Annotated in this window: 22 protein-coding genes; 10 read left to right on the top strand and 12 right to left on the bottom strand. The window is 72.8% G+C overall.

Annotation, left to right across the window (positions count from 1 at the left end):
• Positions 1 to 95 precede the first annotated feature (95 nt).
• Positions 96 to 1139: a GlxA family transcriptional regulator gene (locus tag OG361_RS23295; RefSeq protein ID WP_405856446.1), complete on the top strand. Its 1044-nt coding sequence runs from the start codon at positions 96 to 98 to the stop codon at positions 1137 to 1139.
• On the opposite strand, the gene OG361_RS23290 is transcribed toward OG361_RS23295, so the two are convergent.
• The 3 genes from OG361_RS23290 to OG361_RS23280 all read right to left on the bottom strand — a co-directional run bounded on the left by OG361_RS23290 (position 1046) and on the right by OG361_RS23280 (position 4414).
• A complete protein-coding gene (locus tag OG361_RS23290; RefSeq protein ID WP_405856444.1) occupies positions 1046 to 2314 on the bottom strand; it encodes an MFS transporter in 1269 nt (422 codons plus the stop codon). The two genes, OG361_RS23295 and OG361_RS23290, sit on opposite strands and share 94 nt — an antisense overlap.
• A 115-nt stretch (positions 2315 to 2429) precedes the next feature.
• Positions 2430 to 3485 carry a Zn-dependent alcohol dehydrogenase gene (locus OG361_RS23285; protein WP_405856442.1) on the bottom strand — a complete coding sequence of 352 codons (1056 nt, stop codon included), beginning with the start codon at positions 3483 to 3485 and terminating at the stop codon, positions 2430 to 2432.
• Positions 3482 to 4414 (bottom strand): SDR family oxidoreductase, encoded by a 933-nt coding sequence (locus tag OG361_RS23280; protein ID WP_405856440.1) that lies wholly within the window; start codon positions 4412 to 4414, stop codon positions 3482 to 3484. Before OG361_RS23280 ends, OG361_RS23285 begins: the two co-directional genes overlap by 4 nt.
• Before the next feature lie 100 nt (positions 4415 to 4514).
• Between OG361_RS23280 and OG361_RS23275 the strand changes: the two genes are divergently transcribed.
• On the top strand, positions 4515 to 5441 hold the full coding sequence (locus OG361_RS23275; RefSeq protein ID WP_405856438.1) for a cyclase family protein: 927 nt from the start codon (positions 4515 to 4517) through the stop codon (positions 5439 to 5441).
• Positions 5442 to 5640: 199 nt separating this feature from the next.
• Here the strand turns inward: OG361_RS23275 and OG361_RS23270 are convergent, their stop codons facing one another.
• From OG361_RS23270 to OG361_RS23255, 4 genes are all read right to left on the bottom strand, one after another.
• Complete coding sequence (locus OG361_RS23270) at positions 5641 to 6162, bottom strand: ATP-binding protein (RefSeq protein ID WP_405856436.1); 522 nt, start codon at positions 6160 to 6162, stop codon at positions 5641 to 5643.
• Positions 6163 to 6562: 400 nt separating this feature from the next.
• Positions 6563 to 7459 carry an acyl-CoA dehydrogenase family protein gene (locus tag OG361_RS23265; RefSeq protein ID WP_405856434.1) on the bottom strand — a complete coding sequence of 299 codons (897 nt, stop codon included), beginning with the start codon at positions 7457 to 7459 and terminating at the stop codon, positions 6563 to 6565.
• An 8-nt stretch (positions 7460 to 7467) separates the two neighbouring features.
• Complete coding sequence (locus tag OG361_RS23260; protein ID WP_405856432.1) at positions 7468 to 8601, bottom strand: acyl-CoA dehydrogenase; 1134 nt, start codon at positions 8599 to 8601, stop codon at positions 7468 to 7470.
• Positions 8601 to 9848 carry an amidohydrolase family protein gene (locus tag OG361_RS23255; RefSeq protein ID WP_405856430.1) on the bottom strand — a complete coding sequence of 416 codons (1248 nt, stop codon included), beginning with the start codon at positions 9846 to 9848 and terminating at the stop codon, positions 8601 to 8603. The genes OG361_RS23260 and OG361_RS23255 overlap by 1 nt, the downstream gene beginning before the upstream one ends.
• Before the next feature lie 176 nt (positions 9849 to 10024).
• On the opposite strand from OG361_RS23255, the gene OG361_RS23250 reads away from it, so the two are divergent.
• Positions 10025 to 11533, top strand: coding sequence for a class I adenylate-forming enzyme family protein (locus tag OG361_RS23250; protein WP_405862400.1), 1509 nt, complete (start codon positions 10025 to 10027; stop codon positions 11531 to 11533).
• A 24-nt stretch (positions 11534 to 11557) separates the two neighbouring features.
• Here OG361_RS23250 and OG361_RS23245 read toward each other — a convergent pair whose 3' ends face one another.
• Positions 11558 to 11959, bottom strand: coding sequence for an STAS domain-containing protein (locus OG361_RS23245; RefSeq protein ID WP_405856428.1), 402 nt, complete (start codon positions 11957 to 11959; stop codon positions 11558 to 11560).
• A 181-nt stretch (positions 11960 to 12140) separates the two neighbouring features.
• Between OG361_RS23245 and OG361_RS23240 the strand changes: the two genes are divergently transcribed.
• Both OG361_RS23240 and OG361_RS23235 read left to right on the top strand, forming a co-directional pair.
• The gene (locus OG361_RS23240; RefSeq protein WP_405856427.1) at positions 12141 to 12722 is read left to right on the top strand and encodes a sigma-70 family RNA polymerase sigma factor; all 582 of its coding nucleotides are present in this window, start codon (positions 12141 to 12143) and stop codon (positions 12720 to 12722) included.
• Positions 12719 to 14044, top strand: a complete 1326-nt coding sequence (locus OG361_RS23235; protein ID WP_405856425.1) for a maleylpyruvate isomerase N-terminal domain-containing protein — start codon at positions 12719 to 12721, stop codon at positions 14042 to 14044. Before OG361_RS23240 ends, OG361_RS23235 begins: the two co-directional genes overlap by 4 nt.
• A gap of 316 nt (positions 14045 to 14360) precedes the next feature.
• Here the strand turns inward: OG361_RS23235 and purU are convergent, their stop codons facing one another.
• Positions 14361 to 15212: a formyltetrahydrofolate deformylase gene (gene purU, locus OG361_RS23230; RefSeq protein ID WP_405856423.1), complete on the bottom strand. Its 852-nt coding sequence runs from the start codon at positions 15210 to 15212 to the stop codon at positions 14361 to 14363.
• A 97-nt stretch (positions 15213 to 15309) separates the two neighbouring features.
• On the bottom strand, positions 15310 to 15753 hold the full coding sequence (locus OG361_RS23225) for a hypothetical protein (protein ID WP_405862398.1): 444 nt from the start codon (positions 15751 to 15753) through the stop codon (positions 15310 to 15312).
• 203 nt (positions 15754 to 15956) lie between these two features.
• Between OG361_RS23225 and OG361_RS23220 the strand changes: the two genes are divergently transcribed.
• Positions 15957 to 17234 (top strand): ABC transporter substrate-binding protein, encoded by a 1278-nt coding sequence (locus OG361_RS23220; protein WP_405856421.1) that lies wholly within the window; start codon positions 15957 to 15959, stop codon positions 17232 to 17234.
• Positions 17235 to 17257: 23 nt separating this feature from the next.
• On the opposite strand, the gene OG361_RS23215 is transcribed toward OG361_RS23220, so the two are convergent.
• Together OG361_RS23215 and OG361_RS23210 are read right to left on the bottom strand one after the other, a co-directional pair.
• On the bottom strand, positions 17258 to 18709 hold the full coding sequence (locus tag OG361_RS23215) for a hypothetical protein (RefSeq protein WP_405856419.1): 1452 nt from the start codon (positions 18707 to 18709) through the stop codon (positions 17258 to 17260).
• A gap of 155 nt (positions 18710 to 18864) precedes the next feature.
• Positions 18865 to 20247 (bottom strand): transcriptional regulator, encoded by a 1383-nt coding sequence (locus OG361_RS23210; RefSeq protein ID WP_405856417.1) that lies wholly within the window; start codon positions 20245 to 20247, stop codon positions 18865 to 18867.
• 304 nt (positions 20248 to 20551) lie between these two features.
• On the opposite strand from OG361_RS23210, the gene OG361_RS23205 reads away from it, so the two are divergent.
• The 4 genes from OG361_RS23205 to OG361_RS23190 all read left to right on the top strand — a co-directional run bounded on the left by OG361_RS23205 (position 20552) and on the right by OG361_RS23190 (position 25742).
• The gene (locus tag OG361_RS23205; protein WP_405856415.1) at positions 20552 to 21238 is read left to right on the top strand and encodes a bifunctional DNA primase/polymerase; all 687 of its coding nucleotides are present in this window, start codon (positions 20552 to 20554) and stop codon (positions 21236 to 21238) included.
• A 74-nt stretch (positions 21239 to 21312) separates the two neighbouring features.
• Positions 21313 to 22260, top strand: a complete 948-nt coding sequence (locus tag OG361_RS23200; protein WP_405856413.1) for an ABC transporter ATP-binding protein — start codon at positions 21313 to 21315, stop codon at positions 22258 to 22260.
• Positions 22260 to 23912 (top strand): transporter, encoded by a 1653-nt coding sequence (locus OG361_RS23195; RefSeq protein WP_405856411.1) that lies wholly within the window; start codon positions 22260 to 22262, stop codon positions 23910 to 23912. The genes OG361_RS23200 and OG361_RS23195 overlap by 1 nt, the downstream gene beginning before the upstream one ends.
• 111 nt (positions 23913 to 24023) lie before the next feature.
• Entirely contained in the window at positions 24024 to 25742 is a 1719-nt protein-coding gene (locus tag OG361_RS23190) for an FG-GAP repeat domain-containing protein (protein ID WP_405856409.1), read from the top strand.
• Positions 25743 to 25889: the final 147 nt, after the last annotated feature.

The raw sequence follows: 25889 nt of genomic DNA, 5'->3' as shown, positions 1-25889 counted from the left end.
TGCACTGGTTTCGACCGACCGTCCTTCACCGGTTCTCGACCTACCGTCCTTCACCGGTTCTCGACCGACCGTCCTTCCCGGAGGGAGCACCGCCCGTGCCGCCGTCGCCCACGCCCCACCGCGTCGCCGTCCTCGCCCTGCCCGGGCTCCTCCCCTTCGAACTGGGCATCCCGCACCGCATCTTCGGCCGCGCCCGGGACGCCGAGGGGACCCTCCTGTACGAGATCGTGACCTGCGCCCCCGTCGCGGGTGCCGTCCCCACCGACGCCGACTTCTCCGTGTACGTGGAGCACGGCCCCGAGGCCCTCGCCACCGCCGACACGGTCGTCATACCCGCCTCGTACGAGCTCGGCCCGGTCTACGAGGAGGGCAGGCTCACCGAGGAGCTCGCCGCCGCCCTCGCGCACATCCGGCCGGGCACCCGGCTCGTCTCCATCTGCACCGGCGGGTACGTGCTCGCCGCCGCCGGCTTCCTCGACGGGCGCCCGGCCACCACCCACTGGTCCTCCGCCGACCACTTCCAGCGCCTCTTCCCGAGTGTGCGGGTCGACGCGGACGTCCTCTTCGTCGACGACGGCGACGTCCTCACGTCGGCGGGCGTGGCCGCCGGGATCGATCTGTGCCTGCACATCGTGCGCCGTGACCACGGCACCGCCGTCGCCAACGACGTCGCCCGCAGGACCGTCGTGCCGCCGCACCGGGACGGCGGCCAGGCCCAGTACATCGAGCGGCCCCTCCCCGAGGCCGGCACCCACACCACGACCACGGCCAGGGCCTGGGCGCTCGCCCACCTCCACGAGCCGATCCAGCTGCGGGACCTGGCCGAGAAGGAGGCGATGAGCGTACGGACGTTCACCCGCCGCTTCCGTGACGAGGTCGGCATCAGCCCCGGCCAGTGGCTCACGCAGCAGCGCGTCGAGCGCGCCCGGCACCTCCTGGAGTCCACCGGGCTGCCCGTCGACCGGGTCGCGCAGGACGCCGGCTTCGGCACCGCCCAATCGCTGCGCGTGCACCTGATGAGCGCGATCGGGGTGACCCCGACGTCCTACCGGCGCACCTTCCGCGCCGCCTCCTCGGAGGCTTCCCCGGTGGCTCCTTCGGAGACTCCCTCGGAGGCATCCTCCGAGGCCTCCTCCTGAACCACCGGGGCACGGCGGGCCAGCCGCCGCTCCCCCACCGCGCCGACCACCGTGAGCAGCACGGTCAGACCGACTCCGCAGAGGATCGCCGTCGAGGGGGCCACCACCTTGAGGAGGCCGCCCGCGAGGGTGCCGCTCGCCGCGTAACCGGCGCCGACGGCCGCGTACATGACCGAGTACCCGGCGGCGAGCGCGGACGGCGGGAGGAGTTCCCGCAGCGCGAGGTTCCGGGTGAGCATCGCGGGGGCCATGAGGAGGCCGGAGGCGGCCAGGGTGATCGCGATGCCCACCGTCCAGGGCAGGAGGGCGACGAGCGCGACCCCGGCGGAGACGGCGAGGACCAGGACGACGGACTGGACCGGCAGCGGGCCGGGCCAGCCGCCGCTCCGCAGGCCGTACACGAACGCGCCGACGGCCGAGCCGATCGAGAACCCGGCGAGGAGCGGTCCCGCCCAGCCGATGCCGATGCCGCGCTGTTCGAGGAGGGCGGGCAGGATCAGTTCGGCGAGCGCGAGCAGGGTCAGGGCGCCGGCCCCGAGGACGTACACGGGCCAGGCCCGCAGCAGCGCCCGCCGCACCGAGGCCCCCTCGCCCGGCGGCTCGGCCGACCAGCCGGCCGGCAGCAGCCACAGCCCGGCCACGGAGAGCCCCATCAGGGCGCCCTGGAGGAGCAGCGGTACGGCGGGGTCGACGCCGAGCGCCAGACCGGTGGCGAGCGCGGGCGCCGCCGCCCAGATCGCGAAGGTCAGCACCGACTCCATGCTCATCGCCTGTGTGACGGCCCGCTCGGGGACCATGCCGGTCAGCATGGCGCGCAGCCCGCCGGGCACGGCCGCCGGTCCGGCGCCCGCGAGCAGGGCGAGGAGGGCGAGGACGACGGGGTGCGCGTCGGGCAGGAGCCCGAGCCCGGCGAACCCGGCGGCGCCGACGGCGAGTCCGGCGACGAGCTGCGGCCGGGCGCGCTCGGCGTTCATCCGCATGCCGAGGACGGGTGCGGCGACGATCTCCCCGATGACGTACGCGGCGGCGAGCACGGCCCCGAGCGAGTAGCCGCCGGGCCGCTCCCGCACGAGGAAGACGAGCGCGAGCGGCGCCATGGCGACGGGCAGCCGGCCGGCGACGGTGACGGCGGACCAGGCGAGGACGGGGCGGGTGGCGAGCTCGCGGTAGGACATGGCCACGACCGTAGCCCTCAGGCGGTCCTGTCACCCAGGGGAATTCCACAAGCAGGCCCGGAGGCCCGGAGGCTCCGAAGGCTCGAAGGCCCGAAGGCTCGAAGGCTCCGAAAGCTCAGAAAGTGAGCACCCCCCGGGCCACCTTCCCCCGCTCCGCGTCCTCGACGGCCCGCGCGAACTCCTCCACGGGGTACGTCCGTGTCACCAGCTCGTCGAGGAGGAGCTCGCCGGACCGGTACAGCTCCGCGTAGAGGGCGATGTCCCGCTGGGGGCGGGAGGAGCCGTAGCGGCAGCCCAGGATCGACTTGTCCAGGAACATCGCGGCGGGCGGGAAGCTCGCCTCCGCCTTCGGGGCGGTCATGCCGAGCAGGATCGCCTGGCCGTGCCGGTCGAGGAGGTCGATCGCGGTACGGACGAGGCCGGTGTGTCCGACGCACTCGAAGACGTGGTCGGCGCCGGTGGGCAGGATCTCCCGGACGCCGTCGGTGGAGGCGAGGAAGTGCGTGGCGCCGAACTGCCGGGCCACGGCCTCCTTCTCCGGGTTGGTGTCGACGGCCACGATCGTCGGGGCGCCCGCGATCCGGGCGCCCTGGATGACGTTGAGGCCGATGCCGCCGGTGCCGATGACGACGACGGTCTCGCCGCGGCCGACCTTGGCGCGGTTGAGTACGGCCCCGACGCCGGTGAGGACGCCGCAGCCCATGAGGGCGGCGGAGGTGAGCGGGACGTCCTTCGGGATCCGCACGGCCTGGACGGCCTTGACGACGGTCCGCTCGGCGAAGGAGGAGTTGGACGCGAACTGGTACAGCGGCTGCCCGGTCGACGCGCGCGAGAACGGCTGCCCCGGCATGCCGATCGCCTTGCGGCACATGGTGGGCCGGCCGCGGTCGCAGTCGGCGCACGTGCCGCAGTTCGCGAGCGTGGAGAGGGCGACGTGGTCGCCGGGGACGACGTGGGTGACGCCGGGGCCGACGGCCTCGACGACCCCGGCGCCCTCGTGGCCGAGGACGACGGGCGGGGGGAACGGGATGGTCCCGTCGACGACGGACAGATCGCTGTGGCACAGCCCGGCGGCGGCGATCCCGACGAGCACCTCCCCGGGCCCGGGGTCCCGCACCTCCAGATCGTCGACGACCCGCACGGACTTCCCGTCGAACACGACACCCCTCATGACCCGTTCTCCTTACCGGCATTCGGGCGCGAGCCGTCCGCCGCGGCCCGGGCCATCTCCTCAAGGCGTTCCAGCATCGGCATCGGGTCCACCCCCACCGTCCCCGGCAGGAAGTCCGCGATCCGCTCCGGCGTCCACGCGCCGCCCTCCGCGTACCCGGCCCGCAGTTCCCTCGGCTGGGCCCACACCGCGATCTTCGGGCCGGCGATCGTGTACACCTGGCCGGTGATCTTCTCCGCCCGCGCCCGTTCCGAGAGCAGGTAGACGACGAGAGCGGCCACGTCCTCCGGCTCCCCGATCTCCTTGAGCTCCATCGGGACGTTGGCGGACATCCGGGTCCTGGCCACCGGCGCGACCGCGTTCGCGGTGACCCCGTACTTGTGGAGCCCGAGGGCGGCGCTGCGCACGAGCGAGATGATGCCGCCCTTCGCCGCCGAGTAGTTGGCCTGCGCCACGGAGCCCTGGTGGTTGCCGCTGGTGAAGCCGATCAGCGTCCCCGCGCCCTGCTTGCGCATCACCGCCGAGGCGGCGCGGAAGACCGTGAAGGTGCCCTTGAGGTGGGTGGCGACGACCGGGTCCCACTCCTCCTCGGCCATGTTGAAGAGCATCCGTTCGCGCAGGATGCCGGCCACGCACACGACCCCGTCGATGCGCCCGTACTCCGCGAGGGCGACGTCGACGACCCGCTGCCCGCCCGCCATCGTCGAGATGTCGTCGGCGACGGCGACGGCCGTGCCGCCGGCCGCCTCGATCTCCTTCACGACGGAGAGGGCGATCTCCGAGGTCGGTTCCCCGCCCTCGATCGACACTCCGTAGTCGTTGACGACGACCTTCGCGCCCTCCGCCGCGCACGCGAGGGCGACGGCGCGGCCGATGCCCCGCCCCGCGCCCGTCACGGCGACGACCCTGCCAGTCAAGAAGTTCCCCATGCCCGGCCCCTCCCACAGTTTCTGACGGTCCGTTAGATTCATTCGTCGTCAGGATTCTACGGTCCGTCAGATACCGGAAAACAAGACCCCGGAGGCCCCGATGTCTCTGCCCGCCGCATTTCACGAGATCGCCAAGCGCGTCAACAACTGGGGACGTTGGGGCCAGGACGACGAGACAGGCACGCTCAACCTCGTCACCGACGAGGTCGTGCGGGAGGCCGTCGCGACCGTCCGCACCGGCCACCGCGTCCCGCTCGCCGTCGACCTCAAGCAGGACGGCGTCCAGACCGGCATGATCCCCGGCCGGGTCAACCCGCTCCACGTCATGGTCCAGGTCAATCAGGAGCTCTTCGGCCCCGGCACGGTCGCCACCAGCGACGACGCCGTGACCCTCGGCCTCCAGGCCGGCACCCACTGGGACGCCCTGACGCACGCCTCGCACTCCGGGCGGATCTACAACGGCCGCCCCGCCTCGACCATCACCCCGCACGGCCGCTCCGAGTTCAGCGGCATCCACACCGCCCGGCACCTCGTCTCGCGGGGCGTCCTGCTCGACGTGGCCGCCGCGAAGGGGGTCGACCGGCTGCCCGGCGACCACGCCGTCACCCCCGAGGACCTCGACGAGGCCGCCGAGTTCGGCGGGGTCACGGTCCGGTCCGGCGACGTCGTCCTCGTACGGACGGGACAGATGCAGGTGTACCTGGCCGGCGACAGCCACGGGTACGCCTTCCCGTCACCGGGGCTCTCGGTCCGTACGCCGGAGTGGTTCCACGCCCGGGACGTCGCGGCCGTCGCCAACGACACGCTCACCTTCGAGATCTTCCCGCCGGAGATCGACGACCTCTGGCTGCCCGTCCACGCCCTCGACCTCGTCGAGATGGGGATGCTCCAGGGGCAGAACTGGAATCTGGAGGGGCTGTCCACAGCCTGTGCACAGGAGCGGCGCTACGCCTTCCTGCTCTCCGCGATGCCCGAACCCTTCGTCGGTGGCACGGGAACACCGGTGGCCCCGGTCGCGATCCTCTGAGCGGCGATCCCCCGAGCGGCGATCCCCTGAGCGGCGATCCTCTGAGCGGTGGTTCGCGGGCGGCGGCGCGCTCGCGCGCGCCCCGAGCACGGCACGGCCGCCGCCACCCGAGCACGACCCGCACACGCCGAGGGCCACGGCCCTCGGCTCCCCTCGCCACGAATCGCTCACACCAGAGTGGGCAAAACGGAACGAACCGTCAACAGCGCGCCCAACCGGGCGACACCGGGATCCCCGGTTTCACGGGTGCGGAGACGGCGGAGACCACGGAAACGGTGGACACCGACGCGGGGGCGGAGGAGGCGACGGGGGCGGCGGTCGGGGGCGCGACCGGCGCCCGGTCCACCTCGCACCAGATGCTCTTGCCGACGCCATCGGGCTGCCAGCCCCACCGGTCCGCGAGGCCGTCCACCAGCTCCAGGCCGCGCCCGTTGGTGTCCTCGCCCTCCGCGTGCCGGGGCCGCGGCGGGCGGTCGCTCGCGTCGGCCACCTCGACCCGCACCCCGCCCTCCGCCGCGAACAGCATCCGCAGCACGGCCGGGCAGCCGGTGTGCACCACGGCGTTGGTCACGAGCTCGGAGATGAGCAGCACCAGCGTGTCCGCCAGCGGCTCGTCGTCCCCTATGCCCGAACCGGCGAGCCGCGACCGCGCCCACCTCCGGGCCCGCCCCACCTCCGCCGGGTCCGGCCCGACCTCCAACTGAACCTGAAGCACCTGCACCGCTCACACCATCCGAACCGGCGGACACATCGCCTCGCGCCTCACAGCCATCGACGCCCTTACGGAACGTGATTCCCTTGTGAGACAGCATGGTTGACGTACAGTCACCGCAACAAGCGCTTCAGGCATATTCCAGCGCGAAGGAGTACGCGTAGTCCATACTGTGCGACGCACGCTGCGGGGAGTCGAACAGGAGCGCGCGGGGCGCCTCCTGGGGGCGCGAGCGGCGCGCATTCCCGGGCCCGGAGTCACCTCAGGGGCGACACCGGGACGATCCGGGCCAACGAGCACTCGCATCCAACGGAGAGTACCGGAGCCGGAGGCCGACTCCGGGCCGTGACGGCCCCGCCGAAGGACACAACCCGATATCGACATTCCGTGACCCGGCGGACGCGGAACGCTACAGGCGGGCGGCCACCACCTCCTCGGCCCGCGCGGCGGGCAGCCGTAGCTCCGCCCGTACCCACGCCCGTTTGAGGTGGAGATGCACGTCCGCCTCCCAGGTGAAGCCCATCCCGCCGAACACCTGGAGGCAGTCCCGGGCGTTCCCGGTGGCGGCCTCGTCGGCGAGGAGCTTGGCCCCGGCGATCTCGACGGGGTCGGCGGTGACGGACGCGGCCCGCACGGCGGCCCGGGCGAGCTCGGTACGGACGAGCATCCCGGCACAGAGGTGCTTGACCGCCTGGAACCCCCCGATCACCTGCCCGAACTGCTCCCGCTCCCGCGCGTACGCCACAGCCGTCTCAGTGGTCCGACCGGCGCTCCCGACCTGCTCCGCGGCCGTGAGCAAGACCGTCTCCAGAACCGTTGTGGGCAGGCGTTCCACATGGCGGAACGGGTGGGCACGACCCCCGGTGCCGGGCACCCTGTGCAGGGGTGTAAGCGGATCCACCGACCGCAACGGCACGGCTCCCTCGGCATCCCCCAGCACCACATCCGCCTCGTCCAGCCAAGGAACCAGCCCCTCCGAGGCGTCGGTCACCACGACCTCCCCCTCGGCCGCGCCCCGCAGGGACCCCGCCGCCACATGCGTCGCAACCAACGGCCCCGGCAGCAACACCCGCCCCGCCTCCTCGAAGACGAGCACCGCCTCCGGCAGCCCGAGCCCCACCCCGCCCTCCTCCTCGGGGAGCCGCAGCGCGAAGAACCCGGCCGCGCCGAGCTCCCGCCACAGCTCCCGGTCCAGCCGCCCGGAGTCCACGGCCGCCCGGAGCGCCTCCCGGTCGAAGAGACGCGCGAGCAGCTCCCGTACCCCCTTCCGCAGCGCCCGCTGGTCCTCGGTGAGTCGGAAGTCCATGGCGGGGGTCACCGTCCCTTCGGGAGGCCGAGGATGCGCTCGGCGACGATGTTGCGCTGGATCTGGGAGGTGCCGGCGGCGATCGTGTACGAGAGCGAGGACAGCCGGTCGAGGGTCCAGTCGCGGCCGAGGTCGAGCGCGTCCGGGCCGAGGACGGCGGCGGCGGCCTCGTACAGCTCCTGGCGGGCGTGCGAGTAGTGCAGTTTGAAGACGGAGCCGCCCGCGCCGGGCACCCCGCCCGTCGCCTGGGCCTCGCTGACGTTCGCCTGGGTGAGCCGCCACAGGGCCTGGAACTCGGCGGAGAGCCTGCCGAGCCGCCGCCGCAGGACGGGGTCGTCCCAGGTGCCGTTCCTCCGTGCCGTACGGGCGAGTTCGCCGAGGAGGCGGCGGCAGGCGACGACCTCGCCGACGAAGGCGGTGCCGCGTTCGAAGGAGAGGGTGACCATGGTGACGCGCCAGCCGTCGTTCTCCTCCCCCACCCGGTCGGCCACCGGCACCCGCACCTCGTCGAGGAAGACCTCCGCGAACTCGGTGGACCCTGCGAGGGTCCGCAGCGGCCGTACGGTGACGCCGGGAGCGTCCATGGGCATGGCGAGCCAGCTGATGCCCCGGTGCTTGGCGGCGGTGGGATCCGTGCGGACGAGGAGTTCGCACCAGTCGGCGACCTCGGCGTGCGAGGTCCAGATCTTCTGACCGCTGACGACGTACGAATCGCCGTCCCGGACCGCCCGGGTCCGGAGCGAGGCGAGGTCGGAGCCGGCGTCGGGCTCGCTGAACCCCTGGCACCAGACCTCGTCGCCGCGCAGGATCCCCGGCAGCCAGCGCTCCCGCTGCTCCGCCGTGCCCTCGGCGGCGATCGTCGGGCCGGCGTGGAGCAGTCCGACGAAGTTGGCGCCGACGTAGGGCGCGCCGGCGAGTTCGGTCTCCTCCAGGAAGATCAGCCGCTGGGTCGGGGACGCGTCCCAGTGGACGTCGGCGTATCCGGCCTCGTGCAGCCTGCGCTGCCAGCCGCAGTCGTAGGCCCGCCGGGCCGGCCAGTCGAGCGGGTCGGGTTTCGGCGGGAGGGTGGGCAGCGCCGCGGCCAGCCATTCCCGCAGCCGGACGCGGAACTCCTCCTCCTCCGCGCTGTACGCGAGGTCCATCAGACGAGGCCCCGACCGACACCCAGGTCGGCGCCCCGGCCGGCACCCCGGTCGAAGTCGAGGTCGAGCATGCGGATGGCGTTGCCGCGCATGAGCTTGTAGATCGTCTCGTCGTCGAGGCCCTGGACGTGGTCGAGGGCGACCTCCTTGGTGTGCGGGAAGGTCGAGTCGACGTGCGGGTAGTCGGTCTCGAAGGTGGCGTTGTCGCGGCCGACGACGTCGAGCGAGGCGATGCCGTGCTTGTCGCGGAAGAAGCAGCAGAAGATCTGCCGGTAGTAGTACGTGGACGGGGGCTCGGGGATCAGGTCGCGGACGCCGCCCCAGGCGCGGTGCTCCTCCCACACGTCGTCGGCGCGTTCGAGGGCGTACGGGATCCACCCCATCTGGCCCTCGCTGTAGGCGAGCTTGAGCCGGGGGAACTTGACGAGGACGCCGGAGAAGAGGAAGTCCATCATCGAGGCCATGGCGTTGTTGAAGCTGAGGGCGGCCTGGACGGCGGGCGGGGCGTCGGGGGAGGCGGCGGGCATCTGGCTGCTGGAGCCGATGTGCATGTTGACCACCGTCCCGGTCTCCTGGCAGACGGCGAAGAAGGGGTCCCAGTAGCCGGAGTGGATCGAGGGGAGCCCGAGGTGGGTGGGGATCTCGGAGAAGGTGACGGCCTTGACCCCGCGGGCGGCGTTGCGCCGGATCTCGGCGACGGCGAGGCCGATGTCCCAGAGCGGGATGATGCAGAGCGGGATGAGCCGGCCGCCGCTGTCCCCGCACCACTCCTCGACCATCCAGTCGTTGTAGGCGCGGACGCAGGCGAGGGCGACCTCCTTGTCCTGGGCCTCTGCGAAGGTCTGGCCGCAGAAGCGCGGGAAGGTGGGGAAGCAGAGCGAGGCCTCGACGTGGTTGAGGTCCATGTCCGCGAGGCGCGCCTTGGGGTCCCAGCAGCCGCGGCGCATCTCGGCGCGGGTGATGCCTTCGAGGGTCATGTCGTCGCGGTCGAAGCCGACGGCGGCGATGTTGCGCTTGTACGGGAACTTGAGGTCCTCGTAGATCCACCAGTCGGTGGGCGGCCCTTCGGGGTCCATCGTGATCTGGTACTTGCCGGCGACGTAGGCGAGCTCGCCGATGCCGGCCGTGAGGGGCCGGGGGCCGCGGTCGCGGTACTTCTTCGGGAGCCAGGTCTCGAAGAGATGGGCCGGCTCGATCACGTGGTCGTCGACGCTGATGATGCGGGGCAGTTCCGCGCTGGAGCTCATGGGACCCTCTCCCGAACTCGATGGGGCCGTTTCCGACGAGCCGTTTCTGATGACCCGTCAGATCTGACGGGATCAGGCTAGCCCCGCACCCCTGGACCGACAAGCGCCGGACCTCTACGCTCTCCGCACTATCTGACGGAACGTCAGCCAAGAGGAGTACGGGCATGGATACGGTCATCGACCAGACCGCGCACGACCTGAGCGGGTCCCGCACGCTCTGGGAGCTCGTCGAACGCCGCGCCGCCCTCACCCCCGACCGGCCCGTCCTCCTCCAGGGCGACCGCGTCCTCACCTTCGGCGGCCTGCGCGAGCGCGCCGAACGCTGCGCCGCCGGGCTGTACGGGATGGGGGTGCGGCCGGGCACGGTCGTCGCCTGGCAGCTGCCCACCCGCATCGAGACCGCGGTGCTCTCCTTCGCGCTCGCCCGCATCGGAGCCGTACAGACGCCCGTGATCCCCTTCTACCGGGACAAGGAGGTCGGCTTCGCGCTGCGCGAGTCCAAGGCCGAGTACTTCGCCGTCCCCGGCGAATGGCGCGGGTTCGACCACACCGAGATGGCCCGGCGGCTCGGCGCGCGCGGGATCTTCGAGGCGTACGACACCCTCCCGGACGGCGACCCGGACGTCCTGCCGCCGCCGCCCGCCACCGGCACCGACGTGCGCTGGATCTACTGGACCTCCGGCACCACCTCCGACCCCAAGGGCGTCCTGCACGCCGACCGCTCGCTCCTCGCGGGCGGCTCCTGCCTCGCCCACTCGCTGCGCCTGACCGCCGAGGACGTCGGCTCCATGGCCTTCCCGTACGCGCACATCGCCGGGCCCGACTACACGGTGATGCTCCTGCTGTACGGATTCCCCGCCGTCATGTTCGAGCAGTTCGCGCTGCCCGACGCGCTGGACGAGTACCGCGCGCACGGCGTGACCGTGGCCGGCGGCTCCACCGCCTTCTACGCGATGTTCCTGGCCGAACAGCGCAAGCAGCCGGGCGAGCCGGTCATCCCCACCCTGCGGCTCCTCGCGGGCGGCGGGGCGCCGAAACCTCCGGAGATCTACCACGCGGTGCGCAAGGAGCTGGGCTGCCAGCTCACCCACGGCTACGGCATGACCGAGGTCCCGATGATCACCATGGGCGACCCCGACGACACCGCCGAGAACCTCGCCGGCACCGAGGGCCGGCCGCCCGCCGGCATGGAGATCCGGATCACCGACGGCGGCGAGGTCCGGCTCCGCGGCGAGGCCGTCTGCCGGGGCTACCTGGACCCGGCCCAGACCGCGGCCGCCTTCGACGAGGACGGCTTCCTCGTCACCGGCGACGTGGGGCACCTGACCCCGAGCGGCCACCTCGTCCTCACCGGACGGATCAAGGACATCATCATCCGGAAGGGAGAGAACATCTCGGCCAAGGAGATCGAGGACCTCCTCCACGGCCACCCGGACGTGGGCGACGCGGCCGTCATAGGCCTCCCGGACCCCGAGCGCGGCGAACGCGTCTGCGCGGTCGTCGAACAGCCCCCGGGCGCCGCCCCGCTGACCCTGCCGACGGTGACGGCCTTCCTGCGGGAGGCCGGCCTCTCCGTCCACAAGCTCCCGGAGCAGCTGGAGGTCGTGGACGCCCTCCCCCGCAACGAGACCCTGCGCAAGGTCCTCAAGTACCGGCTCAGGGAGCGGTTCGGCCCGTCCCGGTGATCCTCGGGGGACCGATCCGGTCGATCAGCCGACCTCGGTCACCGCCCCCGGGACGTCCTCGTAGACCTCGAACAGACGGCGGACGCCGAGGGCGGAGAGCACCCGGTCCACGTGGTCCCCTCCGCCCCTGGCCCCGGCACCGAGGCCTGCTCCGGCCACGGTGCCGGCACCGGCCTCGGGAAGGATCAGGCGGAGGCGGCCCCCGCAGGAGCGCAGGAGACGGCGGGCGGCGATCAGGACGCCGACACCGCTGGAGTCGCAGAACCGCACGGAGGAGAGGTCTATCACCAGGTCGTGCCGGCCGCCCGCGACGGCGTCGTGGACGCGGCGGCGTATCCGGGGGGAGGTGACCAGGTCCAGTTCCCCCCGGATGCTGAGCACCGTCCAGGGGCCGTGTTCGTCCTCGTCGACCTCGATCGTCGTCACGGTCGCCGCCTGCCCCACCACCAGCGGCCGAAACCCCCGCGCCGAGGTATGGCGCTTTCCTTACCATCCGGACCGGCGTCAAGGGCGCACTTGCGGCAAACAGGCGTGCTTGTCGGTGCGGCGCATTACTTTGGAGGGCGAGCGGAAGGGACCGGGGACCGAGAGGGGACGGAGGATTCGGATGGCGATGGACACACCACCGCGCTGGGACCGCAAGATACAGCAGCGGCTCGCGCGCGGGGAGGCCGCCGCGCTCGGCGAGTTCTACGACCGGTTCGCCTCGCTGGTGCACAGCCTCGCCCACCGGGTCCTGGACGACGACGCCGCGGCCGACCAGGTCACCCGAGAGGTCTTCGGCTACATCTGGGAGAACCCCGACGACTACGACCCCAAGCAGGGCAACATGCGCTCGTGGGTCGCCAAGCTGACCCAGCGGCAGGCCGTGTACCGGCTGCGGCAGGCCGAGGCCACGGCGTACGCGGAGACCGGGCAGGGCTCCGCCGAGGAGCTGGAGCAGAAGGTGCGGCGCGCCTCGGTCGCGGCCCGCGCGGACTACATCGTGACCTCCATGCCGGCCCCGCTGCGGGCCGCGCTGGAACTGGCCTACTTCCAGCGGCGCGACTACCGCCAGACCGCGGCCGACCTCGGGGTCACGGAGGACGAGGCCCGCCGGCGCCTCCGGCTCGGGCTCCAGTTGCTCTCCTCGGCGAACACCCGCGCTCTGGAGGGCTCCTCGCCGCCCGGTTACGGGCGGGCGCTGTGACCGGGGCGAACGACGACGCGGACGACGTCGCACGCGCCCCGTGGATACCGGGGCCGCGCCGCTCGGCGGACGACCACGCGGACCTGACGGCGATCCCGCCGGGGGCGAGGCCCGACGAGCCGGCCACACGAACCGCCCCGGACGATCCGAGCTCTCCGAGCGCTCCGAGCGCTCCGATCCATCCAAGCGATCCGAATGATCCGGATGATCCGGACGTACCCGAGCTGTCGCACGCGGTGCTCAAGTCCCTCCTCGGGGCCTGGGCCCTTTCGGCGTGCTCCACCGGGGAGACGAAGGCCGTCGAGGACCACCTCACCGAGTGCGCGCCCTGCGCCGACGAGGCCCTGCGGCTCCGGGACGCCGTCGCGCTGCTCCACGAGGACCGCGACCTGGACCTCGACCCGCTGCTGCGCTCCCGGGTCCTGGAGAACTGCCTGGGCCGGCGCCCCGCCCGCTTCCCGGTGCCCGAGTGGGTCACTCCGTACGACGCCGAGACCGCCCGGCTCGACGCGCTGCTGCGGGACATCGGCGAGTCGGAGTGGCACACCCCGGTGCGGCTCAAGTGGTACGAGGACGAGCACGTGGTGCGCCGCAAGACCACCGTCGCCGGGGTCATCGGCCACCTCCTGGCGGTGGACGGCCTGGTGTCCTCGGCGCTCGGCATCAACGACCCGCTGGGCACGGGAGTGCCCGAACTCTCACCGACCGAGCGGACCGAGGCCTTCTGGTCGGCGCTCGACCGGCCGCCGAACCGCGCGCTGCGCGGCCCGTGGCGGGACCAGACGCACACCCTGATCCGCACGGTCTCGTTCGCGGGCCGGGGCGCGGCCGACCTCACGGTCACCTACAAGGACTTCGCGCTGCCGCTGCGGGACTCGCTCCTGGAGCGGGCCTTCGAGTGCTGGCTGCACGCGGACGACATCGCCAACGCGGTGGCGTACCCGTACGCCCCGCCCAGCGGCGCCCATCTGCACGGCATGATCGACCTGGCGGCGCGGCTGCTCCCGGCGGCCCTGGCCGACCGGCGGCGCACGGGACTCGCCTCGCCGGCCCGGCACCTCGTGGCGGCGGGCTCGCCCGGCCGCTCCCTCCACCTGGAGGTCGAGGGCGCGGGCGGTGGCCACTGGTACATCGCGCTGGACTCCCCGGCGGCGCTCGGCTCCCCGGAGCGGGCGGTGGCGCAGGTGGCGATGGACGGGGTGGAGTTCTGCCAGCTGGTGGCGGGGCACATCTCGCCGGAGGAAGCGGCGGCGGGCCAGGACGGCGACCGCGAAGCCATCCGCGACGTCCTGTCGGCAGCCGCCTCCCTGAGCCGCCTGTAGCCCCCGCCGCCCTGGCCGTGAAGGACCTCGCACCGAGTTGTGGGCAGGCGTTCCGCAGGGCTGGGGGTCCTCCCTCTGGGGGAGGGTGGGCACAACCCACCACGCGCCGCATCGTCGGCGCACCGCTCAGGCACCGGAGCCTGGGCCCGGCAAGGGGCGCCGTCCCGTTGTGCCCACCCGTTCCGCCCCAGCGGAACGACTGCCCACAACGGGGGGCGGAAGTGCGGGGAGAGTCGCCCCGCGGAGGCGGGAGGGTCCCGTGCGGGCCCGCGCCACGGGGGGCGGAGGCCCCGGGGGGCGGGAGGCGCCCCGGAGGTCAGGCGAAGACGACTGTGCGGCGGCCGTTCAGGAGGATTCGGCGTTCCGCGTGCCACTTCACCGCGCGGGCCAGCGCCTGGCACTCCACGTCGCGGCCCACCGCCACCAGCTGGTCCGGCGTCACCTCGTGGCCCACGCGCTCGACCTCCTGCTCGATGATCGGGCCCTCGTCGAGGTCGGCCGTCACGTAGTGCGCGGTCGCGCCGATGAGCTTCACGCCGCGCGTGTGCGCCTGGTGGTAGGGCTTGGCGCCCTTGAAGCTCGGCAGGAAGGAGTGGTGGATGTTGATGATCCGGCCGGAGAGCTGCTTGCACAGGTCGTCGGAGAGCACCTGCATGTAGCGGGCGAGGACGACGAGCTCGACGTTCTCCTCGCGGACGAGGTCGAGGAGTTCCGCCTCGGCCTCGGCCTTGGTCTCCTTCGTCACCGGGATGTGGCGGAAGGGGATGCCGTACGAGCCGACGAGCTCCGTGAAGTCGGTGTGGTTGGAGACCACGGCGACGATCTCCACCGGCAGCGCGCCGATCCGCGAGCGGAACAGCAGGTCGTTCAGGCAGTGCCCGAACTTGGAGACCATGAGCACGACCCGCATGGGCTGGTCGGCACGGTTGATCTGCCAGTCCATCGCGTAGGCGTCGCCGACCGCCGCGAAGCTCGCCCGCAGCTTCTCCACGTTCACCTGGGCCTCGGCCGAGAAGTGGACCCGCATGAAGAAGAGACCCGTGTCCCGGTCTCCGAACTGCTGGCTGTCCTCGATGTTGCACCCGGTGATGAACAGGTAGCTCGACACGGCGTGCACGATGCCCTGCTTGTCCGGGCACGAGAGGGTGAGGACGTACTGGTCGGTCATCCCGTTAGCCTGCCACACCCCGGACGCCCGGCAGAGCCAGTGTCCGTCAGACGGAACGGCTTCGGACGGAACGGCTCAGGACCGGGTCAGGAGCGGGTCAGGAGCGGGTCATGATGCGGAGCACGTCGAGGGAGCGCGGGGGCGTGTCGGGGTCCTCCCCGTCGGCGTGCGCCATCCGTACGTGGGCCTCGCGGGCGGCCCGTACGGCCTCGGGCCAGCCCTGGTGCTGGAGGTAGGCGGAGACGGGTGCGTCGGGGCCCACCTGGTGCATGATCCGCAGCACGCGGAGCACGGCGACGTCGACGAGGGCGGCCTCGCCGGTGTCGCGGAAGACCGAGCCCACGTACTTCTCGGCGGACCAGTTGTCGAGCCAGGTGTCCTCGACGAGGCGGTAGACGGCGTCGGTGACGTCGCCGTATCCCTCCTGGCCGGCCAGCCAGGTCGTCTCGTGGAACGCGGGGTCGGAAAGCATGTGCAGCGCCGAGCGCACGTTGATGCGCCAGCGCCACCACGGCATGTCGTTGAGCGGCATGCCGCCCATGGTGGAGGAGCGACGGCCGCGACGGGAAGAGTTAACCGAACCGGAGACTGGACTGGACACGTTTCGATCGTACGTTCCCTTGGCCAGTAAGCGGACTCGCCCCCTCCTCATCGCCGCCCGACCCCCGTAATTCACCTTCACGTCACCCTTCGTTGAACCATGCTCACTCCCGCGTTACCCGTGAGGCGGAAATGTGCATACCCATGACCGGTAGGCGACTGACCTCACTCCTCGCGTACGTCACGACCACGGCGGCCGGAGCGTCGCTGCTCACCGGGTGTGGCGTACTCCCTGGGGCCACGGGGGGCTCCAGGGAGCCCGTCACCGTGATGACCTGGGCTCCCGACCAGACCCGTGCGACCAATATGCCCGGAATGCCTGCAATGGCGCAGGCGTACGCCCGGTGGGTGAACTCCCAGGGCGGCATCGACGGGCACGAACTCCGCGTCCTCACCTGCAACGAACAGAACACCAGCGCAGGCGCCGCCGCCTGCGCCCGCCGGGCCGTCCGCGAGAAGGCGGTCGCCGTCGTCGGCTCGTACAGCCAGAACGGCGGCGCCTTCATGGCCCCGCTCGAAGCCGCCGGCATCCCGTACATCGGCGGCTACGGCATCTCGGAGGACGAGTTCACCAGCTCGCTCTCCTACCCCGTCAACGGCGGACAGGCCTCCCTCATCGCCGGTCACGGCATACAGCTGGCCGAGTCCTGCCAGAAGGTCTCCCTCGTCCGGCCCGACACCGTCGCCGGCGACCGGCTCCCCGACCTCCTCAACTCCGGCCTGCGCAAGGCCAGTCACCGCAGCGCGATCGACATCCCGGCCGTCGAGGACGCCGCCGAGTACACCCAGCAGGCCGGCCGGGCCCGCGCCAGGGCCGGCGAGAAGGACGGCTGCGTCACCGCCGTGCTCGGCGAGCGCACCCAGACCTTCTTCGACTCCTTCCGGCGCCTCCCGGAGGACGGGAAGAGCGGCGAAGCGGAGAAGGACGGCAGCCCGGTCCGCATCTCCTCGGTGCTCGGCAGCGTCGGCCAGCCCGTCATCGACCGCACGGGCGGCGCCCACAGCCCCTTCGAGGGCGCGTACGTCACCGGCTGGTACCCGGAGGCCGGCGACAAGAGCTGGGCGCCGATGCGCAAGGTCATCCAGGAGCACGCCTTCGCCGACAACCGGGTCGACCCGGCCGACGCGGGCGTCCAGACCACCTGGATCGCCTACACGGTCCTCAAGGCCGTCGTCGAGTCCCTCGACAAGGACCGGATCAGCGCCGAGCAGATCACCCAGGCCCTCGACCGGGGCGCGCGCATCGACACCGGCGGCCTCACCCCCAGCCTGCGCTGGAAGTACGAGGACCTGCTCGGCGCCCCCGGCTTCCCCCGGATCGTCAACCGCCAGGTGACGTTCCAGGTGGTCCGCGAGGGGCGGCTCGTGGCGCAGAAGGCGGGCTTCGTCGACGTCGGCGAGACCGTCCTCAGCGCCCCGTAGGCCCCCCGGCGGGACCGCAGGACCTAGAGCTGGGTGGGCGTCCGCTTGTCCAGTCCGTACTTCTCGGCGGTCGGGTTCCACAGCCCGGCCGCCGTGCGCTTGGCCGTGCTGGCCTCGCTGCTCTTCTTGCTCGCCTCGGTCAGATGGCTGGTCGTACGGGCCTTGCCGTCCTTGCAGGCCTTCTTGCCCTTCATCTGGTCGGCCCAGGCCGCGTAGTGGTCGTCCGCGGAGGCCGAGGCCTGCCAGGCCTTGGTCAGCGCGGCCGTCAGCGCGGGGCTGTTCGGGAGCTTGTCCACGGAGAGCGTCCGGAGCTTGGTCACCAGACCCCGGCGCTGGTCGGCGGCGCCCCGCAGGTCGCTCGCCGCCTGGTCGAGGTTCTTGCACTGCTTGATCAGCTCGACCGAGCTGATCACCGTGTCGCGGCTGTTGTTGCTGGTGGCGAGGAGCTTGTCCAGCTCCTTGGCCTGCGGCTCCGCCGGGTCGGCCGGCTTCTCCGCGGGCGGCTCGGTGGTGGCGGAGGGCGCGGCGGTGGTCGCCGCCACGTTCTGGCCGCCCGTCTTCGGGTCCTTCTTCTCGTCCCCGCCGCTGAGCAGCATCCCGGCCCCGAGGCCGACGACCGCGCAGCCGACGACGACGGCGGCGATCAGCGCGACCGGCGACTTGCGGCGCGGCGGCTCGGGCTCGTCGTCGTAGTAGGCGTCCTGGTAGGCGTACTGCTGCTGCGGGGGCTGCGGCGGCTGGTACCCCTGCTGCGGGGGCCCCTGGTGCTGCTGGTACGCCGGCGGGGCGGGCTGCTGCGGCTGGTAGGCCTGCGGCTGCTGCGGGGCCCGCGGGGCCTCCGTACGGAAGAGGTTGTCGAACTCGGCGGGCGGCTGCCGCTCGCCGGGCGTCTGCGCCGGTACGGGGGCGATGTACTGGGTCGCGTCCGAGGCGCCCGCGGGCTGCCCGGGTCCCTGGTGCGGGAGCGGCCCGGTCCCCAGGAACTGGGTGGCGGAGCCCCCGCCCTGCTGCGGCGGCACGGGGGCTATGTGCTGCGTGGCCTGCATGTCCCCGGCGGCCGGCGCGCCCGGCTGCGGGTAGCCGTACCCCGGCTGCTGGGCCTGCACCGGCGGCATCGCGCCCGGGACCGGCGCGATGTGCTGGGTCGCCTGCATGTCGGCGGCGGCCTGGCCGCCCGGCTGCGGGTAGCCGTAACCGGGCTGCGGCGGAGCCTGGTGGGGCGGAGCCTGGTGGGGCGCCTGCGGCGGGACCTGCTGCTGCGGGACCGGCGCGAGGTACTGCGTGGACTGCATGTCGCCGGCGCCCGGCGCGGCCTCCGGGGGCAGCGGCTGCGCGGGCGGCAGCGGCTGCCCGCCCGGCTGACCACCGGCGGGACCCCAGGCGCCGCCCCACGGCTGGGCTCCCCCATGGGCACCGTCGTGCGCGGGGGGCACCGCCGGGTACTGCGGCTCCGGACCCTGTCCGTTCTGCGTCACCGGGACTCCTACTGATGGACCTACGGAATCGTCGGCTCACGCTACCGGGTGCGCCCAGGGCTCCGCACACACGTGTGAGCCCGGTTACACAACCTTCTTGCACGGCGGCGCGCCCCGCGCCCGCCGACCGCCTCCCTACGCCGTCGGCCGCCTCCCTACGCCGCCGAGAGGTCCATCCGCGCGTGGAACTCCCGCACCACCGCCTCCCCCGCGTACGGCTCCAGGCTCTCCCTCAGGTCGTCCAGGTACTCCACGCCCCGCGACGACCGCAGCGTGTCCAGGAGTTCGAGCGCCCGCGTCCCGGTACGGCAGGCCTGCTCGACCTCCCGCTGCTGCACCTGCGCCGAGGCCAGCAGGGCAAGTCCGATCGCCCGGCGCCGCGCCCGCGTCTCCGGGTGCCCGGCGATCGACTCCCGCGCCGCCCGGGCCGCCGCCTCCGCCTGCCCCAGGTCCCGGTGGCAGTGCGCCAGTTCGTCCGCGAGGTAGGCGTGGTCGAAGTGCGCGATCCACGCCGGGTCGTCGCCCGCCTCGGGATCGGCCTGCTCAAGGGCTCGTACGGCACGGCCGGCCGCCGCCTCGAAGGAGCCGACGTCCCCGAGCAGCGCGTGCCCGCGCGCCTCGGCCGCGAAGAACATCGCCTCCGCCCGCGGCGGCACCTTCCCGCGCGCCCCCTCCTGCGCCGCCCGCGCCAACTGGGCGATCTCCCGGGGGTTCCCGAGCTGCGCGGCGAGGTGGCTCATCGACGCGGCGAGGACGTACCCGCCGTACCCCCGGTCCCCCGCCGCCTGCGCGAGCCGCAGCGCCTGGATGTAGTACCGCTGGGCGAGGCCCGCCTCGCCCGTGTCCACCGCCATGTACCCGGCGAGTTCGGTCAGCCGCGCGGCCGCCGCGAAGAGCTGCCGGCCCACGGCCTCCCGGTACGAGCCCGAAAGCATCCCCGACACCACGCTGTTGAGGTAGTGCACCACCACCGGCCGCACATGGCCGCTGCCGAACCGCCGGTCCAGGTCGACGAGCGCGGCCGTCATCTCCCGTACCGCCGCCACGTCCCCGACCCCGACGCGCGCGCCCGCGAGCCGCGCCACGTGCGCGTCCGCACCCGTGATCAGCCAGTCCCTGCTGGGCTCGACGAGCGCGGAGGCCGCCACCGTGGACCCCGTCAGGAAGTCCCGTCGGCCCACGTCGCTGCGCCACAGCTCGCAGACCTGCTCGATCGCCCCGAGCACGGTCGGCGCGAACTGGAGGCCCACCCCGGCCGCGAGGTTCCGGCCGTTCGCCATCCCGACCTCGTCGATCGAGACCGTACGGCCCAGCTTGCGGCCCAGCGCCTCCGCGATGATGCCGGGCGCCCGGCCGCGCGGCTGCTGCCCGCGCAGCCAGCGCGCCACCGACGTCTTGTCGTACCGCAGGTCGAGGCCGCGCTCCGCGCCGACCATGTTGACCCTGCGGGCGAGGCCGGCGTGCGAGCAGGCCGCCTCCTGGATGAGCGCCTGGAGCCGTTCGTTCGGCTCGCGCGCGACAAGTGGCCTGGCTGCCATGAGAAACCCCCTGAGGCCGAGCGGTGATCACAGGTGCAGTGATCACGAGAGAAGTGATCAATGCCCGGTGGATATCCGGTCAATGCCGATGTGAACACGCGAAACCGGACAGGCCGGCCCCGGTCACGACGACACCGGACACGTCGGCCGCGACGCTGCCGCCGGCGCCCCCACCTCTCCGTACCCACCACCGCTCCCCGGCCCCCCGCGCGCCCCCACCGGTGCACCCGTGCGCCCCGCGTGCAGGATCGATGCGTCACACCGCTCTCCGCGCCGCCCGTAACCCCAGGTGACGGGCGCAGTTGTGTTCACCGTGGAAGAGACCATCGGAGTCACGGAAGCCGCACAGATCCCCCAGCAGCGAGGCGAGCAACTGCTGGACAACGCCGTGCGGTACGCGGAAGAGCGGCACTGGGACGTGTTCCCCGGGACCTGGCTTGAGGCCGTCGAGGGCAGGGAGCGCTGCTCCTGCGGCGCGGACGCGTGCGCCGTCCCCGGCGCCCACGCGGTCAGGCCCGACTGGTCGACCCAGGCCACCGGGAGCGGGGTCGGGGCCCGGCGCATGTGGTCGAAGACGCCGAAGGCGTCGATCCTGCTGCCGACGGGCCGCACCTTCGACGCGATCGAGGTGTCGGAGTCGGCCGGCTTCCTGGCGCTCGCGCGGATGGAGCGCATGGACCTGACGCTCGGCCCGGTGACCTGCACCCCGGACCGCCGGATGTTCTTCTTCGTCCTGCCGGGCGCCGCCACCAAGGTGCCCGACCTCGTACGGAAGCTGGGCTGGATCCCGTCGGCGATCGACCTCACCACGCGCGGCGAGGGCCACTACGTGGCCGCCCCGCCCACCCGGATCGGCGGCGTCGGCGCGGTGCAGTGGGCGCGGCGCCCCACCCCGGCGAACCGCTGGCTGCCCGACGCGGAGGAGCTGATCAGCGCCCTCGCGTACGCGTGTGGCCGAGAGGCGGCGGAGGCGAGGAGCCGGGCGCAGTGATCCACGGGCCCGGTCGGGCCTCACCCGTATGGTGGTGCCCGTATGAGCGGGGACGACCTAGGGGTTGACGGACCATGCCTGACCAGGCATTTGACGGAGTGTTCGAAGAAGCGGGCGCCGCAGCGGGCACCGCACCGGGTGACGGTGCGGTGCCCGCGGTGCGTGTCGAGGGGCTGTGGAAGCGTTTCGGCCGACAGATCGCGGTGAACGGGATCGATCTCGTCCTGCCCGCGGGGAAGTTCATCGGGCTCGTCGGGCCCAACGGGGCCGGCAAGACCACCACCCTCTCCATGATCACCGGCCTGCTCCGGCCGGACCACGGGCGGATCCTGGTCGCCGGGCACGACGTCTGGGCCGACCCCGAGTCGGTCGCCGAGGTCAAGGCCCGGATCGGCATCCTGCCGGAGGGGCTGCGGCTCTTCGAGCGGCTCTCCGGCCGCGAACTCCTCGCGTACAGCGGCCGGCTGCGGGGGCTGCCGGGCGCCGAGGTCGACAAGCGGGCCGCGCAGCTCCTCGACGTGCTCGACCTGACCGGCTCGCAGAACAAGCTGGTCGTCGACTACTCGACCGGCATGCGGAAGAAGATCGGCCTCGCGGCGGCACTCCTCCACAACCCCGAGGTCCTCTTCCTCGACGAGCCGTTCGAGGGCGTCGACCCGGTCTCCGCGCAGACCATCCGCGGAGTCCTGGAGCGGTACACCGCGTCGGGCGCGACGGTCGTCTTCTCCAGCCATGTGATGGAGCTCGTGGAGTCGCTCTGCGACTGGGTCGCGGTGATGGCGGCGGGCCGGATCCGCGCGCAGGGGCCGCTCGCCGAGGTCCGCGGCGAGGCCCCTTCGCTCCAGGCGGCGTTCCTGGAGCTGGTCGGGGCGAACGGGCGCGAGGCGGCCGGGGACTCCCTGGACTGGCTGGGCGGCGGGTCGGGTGCGAACTCCGGTTCGGGCTCGCGTACGGGCTCGGGCTCGGGCTCGGGTACGGGCTCCTCCGGCTCCGGCTCCGGCGCTTCGGGCGGGGCGCAGTGATGAGCACGACCGCCTCCACCGTCACCTCTCCGGCCACCGCCACCTCCCCCGTACCGTCCCTCACCTCCGTCTTCGTACGGCTCAAGCTGTCGCTGCTGAGGAACGGGCTGCGGCAGTCGGGCGGGCGCACGGCCGCGTACATCGCCTCGATCGTCTTCGGCGTCCTCTTCGCCGCCGCCATGGTGCTGTCGTTCGTCCTCATGCGGGGCAGCGCGGACGCCGACACGGTCGCGGTCCTCCTCACCGGGGTGGTCGCGCTCTCGTGGGCGGTGATGCCGCTGTTCGTGCCGAGCGGGGACGAGACCCTCGACCCGTCGCGGCTCGTGATGCTGCCGCTGCGGCCCCGGCCGCTGGTCCGGGCCCTGCTCGTGGCGTCCCTGGTGGGCGTCGGGCCCGTCCTCACTCTCTTCCTCGCCTTCGGGGCGGCCCTTTCGGTCGCGCACGGCGCGGCCGGCACGGTCGTCGCCGTCCTCGCCGTCCCCCTCGTGACGGTCGCGTGCGTGGCGCTGTCCCGGGCGGTCGCCGCGGCCAACGTGCGGCTCCTGACCTCCCGCAAGGGCCGGGACCTGGCGCTGCTCAGCGGCCTGGTGATCGCGGTCGGCATGCAGCTGGTCAACTTCGGCGCCCAGCGCCTGGGCCAGGCCGGCGGCCTGGGCCCGCTCGAACCGGCCGCGGCCGTCGTCGGCTGGCTCCCGCCGGCCGCCGCGATCGGCGCGGTGGACGCGGCGAGCGGCGGCGACTACGCGGTGGCGGCGGCCCGGCTGCTGCTCACGGCGGCGGCGCTGGTGGCGCTCGTGTACTGGTGGCGGCGGAGCCTGGTGCGGCTGATGGTCGAGCCGGACGGCTCCACGATCGGCGCGTCCTCCGCCGGCGGAGCCGGGGAGGCGTCGGGTGGCACGGGGCTGCTCGGCCGGGTCCTGCCGGGCGGGCGCACGGGCGCGGTCATGGAGCGCAGCCTCCGCTACATCTGGCGTGACCCGAAGACGAAGGCGGCGTGGGTCACCGCGCTCGCGCTCGGCATGATCGTGCCGCTCTTCAACGCCTTCCAGGGCACGGGCACGATCTACTGGGCCTGTTTCGCCTCGGGCATGCTCGGCGTCCAGATGTACAACCAGTTCGGCCAGGACACCTCGGCGTTCTGGATGGTCGCACAGACGATCTCGACGACCGCCGACGCGTACGGCGAGCTCCGGGCGCGGGCCATGGCCCTGCTCGCGATCACCCTCCCGTACACCGTCCTGGTGACGGTGGCGACGGCCGCCGTCCTCGGCGACTGGTCGGACCTCCCGGAGGCCCTCGGCCTGTCGTTCGGGCTGCTCGGCGCGATGGTGGGTACGGGCACGCTGGCCTCGGCCGTCTTCCCGTACTCGATCCCGCAGGACAGCGGCTACAAGAACGTGGCGCCCGGCCAGGGCGGTCTGGCCTGGATGTCGATCATCGGCGGCATGTTCGGCTCCGCGCTGCTGTGCGCCCCGCTGATCGGCCCGGCGGTCTACCTCCACCACCTCTCCGACCGGGAGTCCCTGCTGTGGCTCCTCTTCCCGGCGGGCGTGGCCTACGGCGCGCTGCTCGTCTGGGCGGGCCTCAAGCTGGCGGCTCCGCGCACGGCGAGGCGGCTGCCGGAGATCCTGGCGGCGGTCAGCAAGGGGTGACGTCCCGGGGTGGGCCCCGCTGGGGGCCACCCCGGGCCCCGGGCCCCGGGCGTTTCGGGCGACGGGGGGCGTGTTAACGTCCGCCGATTGTTCGAATCTGTGGGGGGTATTTTGCGCAAGTTTTTGGGCGCGGGCATAGCGGCCGCGCTGTTGGTCACCGGTGGGGCCGTGGGCGCCGGAACGGCCGTCGCGGCCGGGGACCCGACGTTCGCGTTCGAACCGGTCGAGGACAAGGTCCTCATGCCCGGCGAGGGCTGGACGTGGCTGTCCCCGCCGGGCACCTGGGGGGAGAACAGCGGGGAGCCGGACGGCACGTACGTCTACGCGCTGAGCAAGAAGCCGCTCATCACGGGCACCACCTGGTCCACCGCCGGCGGCCTGCCGACCGGGCTGAAGGTGGACCGGGCGGACGGCTGCACGTTGAAGGCCGGCCAGGCCGGCGTGTACCTGTGCGACCTGAACGGGTGGGGCAGCCCGGCGCCGGACGTCTCGGCGACGAGCACCGCGGCGAACGGGCTGACGGCCTACTACGGCCTCGTCTACGTGCCGCGCGGGGCCAGCATCGACGCGGGCATCAAGGAGGCGCAGACCGCCGCCTCACAGCCCATCGGTACGCGCCGCGCGCACGCGACGATCACGGTCAAGACCAAGGCCCACGTCGCGCAGAACACCATCACGATGACGACGCCCACGCTGCCCGCCGGCGGCTCGGTGAAGCACACCGTGAAGCTGCACGCGGTCGACAAGGGCCACCTCTCGATGTACCTGAACGCGGCGCCCGGCTACCGCAGCTGGGACGAGGGCGAGCTGAAGGTCACCCCCGACGGGATCGACGCGGGCGGCGCCACCGGCGCCACGTGCGACCACTCCCTCGGTGAGGTCGGCGACTTCCGCTGCGACATCACGAAGCCCGGCGACTACACGATCACCTACGGGCTGAAGGCCGGGGCGACCGCACCCGCGTGGCGGATCCGGAACACCGCGACGTACGAGGTGTACACCTTCGGCACCGGCAACCCGGAGAAGACCTCGGACTTCTCCGTCAGCAGCTCCGTCCCGGTCATCGACCGCCACCGGCTCGTCGGCCGCGACGCGGAGGGCTGGCTGTGGGACTACCGGGGCACGGGCAAGGGTTACCCGCTTCTCAACTCGCCCGACCCGGTCGGCGGCACCTTCGACTGGAACCAGTACTCGGCGCTGACCCGGCTCGGCCCGGTCACCGTGCAGAGCACCGGTCCCGGCGCGGTCGCGCGGGACAAGAGCGGCGTGCTGTGGTTCTACCGGATGTCCGGTGACGGCAGCGTCTACCAGTCCCGCCTGCGCGTCGGCGGCGGCTGGAACATCTACAACTCGATCGTCGGCGGCTCGGACCTGACCGGCGACAAGAAGGCGGACCTGCTCGCGCGGGACACCGCCGGCGTGCTGTGGCTGTACCCGGGCACGGGCACCACCACGGCGCCGTTCGGCACCCGCGTCCGGATCGGCGGCGGCTGGAGCATCTACAACTCGCTGGTCGGCGGCACCGACGTGACCGGCGACGGCAAGGCCGACCTGATCGCCCGCGACGCCGCGGGCAAGCAGTGGCTGTACGCGGGTACGGGCGTGTCGACGCGGCCGTTCGGCGTCCGTGTGCAGGTCGGCACCGGCTGGCAGGTCTACAACTCCATGGTGGCGACCGGCGACCTGAACTCCGACCGCAAGGCGGACCTGGTGGCCCGGGACACCACGGGCGTGCTCTGGTACTACGCGGGCACGGGCTCCGCGACGAAGCCGTACGCCGCGCGCGTGAAGGTCGGCGGCGGCTGGAAGACGTACAACCTGCTGTTCTAGCCGTTCCAGGAACAGCCGTTCCCTGAACGGTCGTTCCCGGCCAGCGAAACGCGACGGCCTCCGCCCTCTGTGGGCGGGGGCCGTCGTTCTTTGCTCGGCCCCGCCGGAGGCCGAGGCGACCGGCCGATCATGGTTTCACCCGGAAGA

Origin of the sequence: Streptomyces sp. NBC_00090 (assembly GCF_045160815.1) — a bacterium.
GTDB lineage: Bacteria > Actinomycetota > Actinomycetes > Streptomycetales > Streptomycetaceae > Streptomyces.
Note: the sequence above shows the minus strand (reverse complement) of the source record. Positions and strands in the feature narration are given on the sequence as shown.

Excerpts from the sequence above, each read along its gene's own strand:
- OG361_RS23265 (WP_405856434.1), bottom strand. The coding sequence starts at position 7,459 with ATGGACTTCCGACTCACCGAGGACCAGCGGGCGCTGCGGAAGGGGGTA.
- OG361_RS23255 (WP_405856430.1), bottom strand. The coding sequence starts at position 9,848 with ATGAGCTCCAGCGCGGAACTGCCCCGCATCATCAGCGTCGACGACCAC.
- OG361_RS23220 (WP_405856421.1), top strand. The coding sequence starts at position 15,957 with ATGACCGGTAGGCGACTGACCTCACTCCTCGCGTACGTCACGACCACG.
- OG361_RS23225 (WP_405862398.1), bottom strand. The coding sequence starts at position 15,753 with ATGGGCGGCATGCCGCTCAACGACATGCCGTGGTGGCGCTGGCGCATC.
- OG361_RS23195 (WP_405856411.1), top strand. The coding sequence starts at position 22,260 with ATGAGCACGACCGCCTCCACCGTCACCTCTCCGGCCACCGCCACCTCC.
- OG361_RS23275 (WP_405856438.1), top strand. The coding sequence starts at position 4,515 with ATGTCTCTGCCCGCCGCATTTCACGAGATCGCCAAGCGCGTCAACAAC.
- OG361_RS23290 (WP_405856444.1), bottom strand. The coding sequence starts at position 2,314 with ATGTCCTACCGCGAGCTCGCCACCCGCCCCGTCCTCGCCTGGTCCGCC.
- OG361_RS23200 (WP_405856413.1), top strand. The coding sequence starts at position 21,313 with ATGCCTGACCAGGCATTTGACGGAGTGTTCGAAGAAGCGGGCGCCGCA.
- OG361_RS23260 (WP_405856432.1), bottom strand. The coding sequence starts at position 8,601 with ATGGACCTCGCGTACAGCGCGGAGGAGGAGGAGTTCCGCGTCCGGCTG.
- purU (WP_405856423.1), bottom strand. The coding sequence starts at position 15,212 with ATGACCGACCAGTACGTCCTCACCCTCTCGTGCCCGGACAAGCAGGGC.
- OG361_RS23285 (WP_405856442.1), bottom strand. The coding sequence starts at position 3,485 with ATGAGGGGTGTCGTGTTCGACGGGAAGTCCGTGCGGGTCGTCGACGAT.
- OG361_RS23210 (WP_405856417.1), bottom strand. The coding sequence starts at position 20,247 with ATGGCAGCCAGGCCACTTGTCGCGCGCGAGCCGAACGAACGGCTCCAG.
- OG361_RS23280 (WP_405856440.1), bottom strand. The coding sequence starts at position 4,414 with ATGGGGAACTTCTTGACTGGCAGGGTCGTCGCCGTGACGGGCGCGGGG.
- OG361_RS23240 (WP_405856427.1), top strand. The coding sequence starts at position 12,141 with ATGGCGATGGACACACCACCGCGCTGGGACCGCAAGATACAGCAGCGG.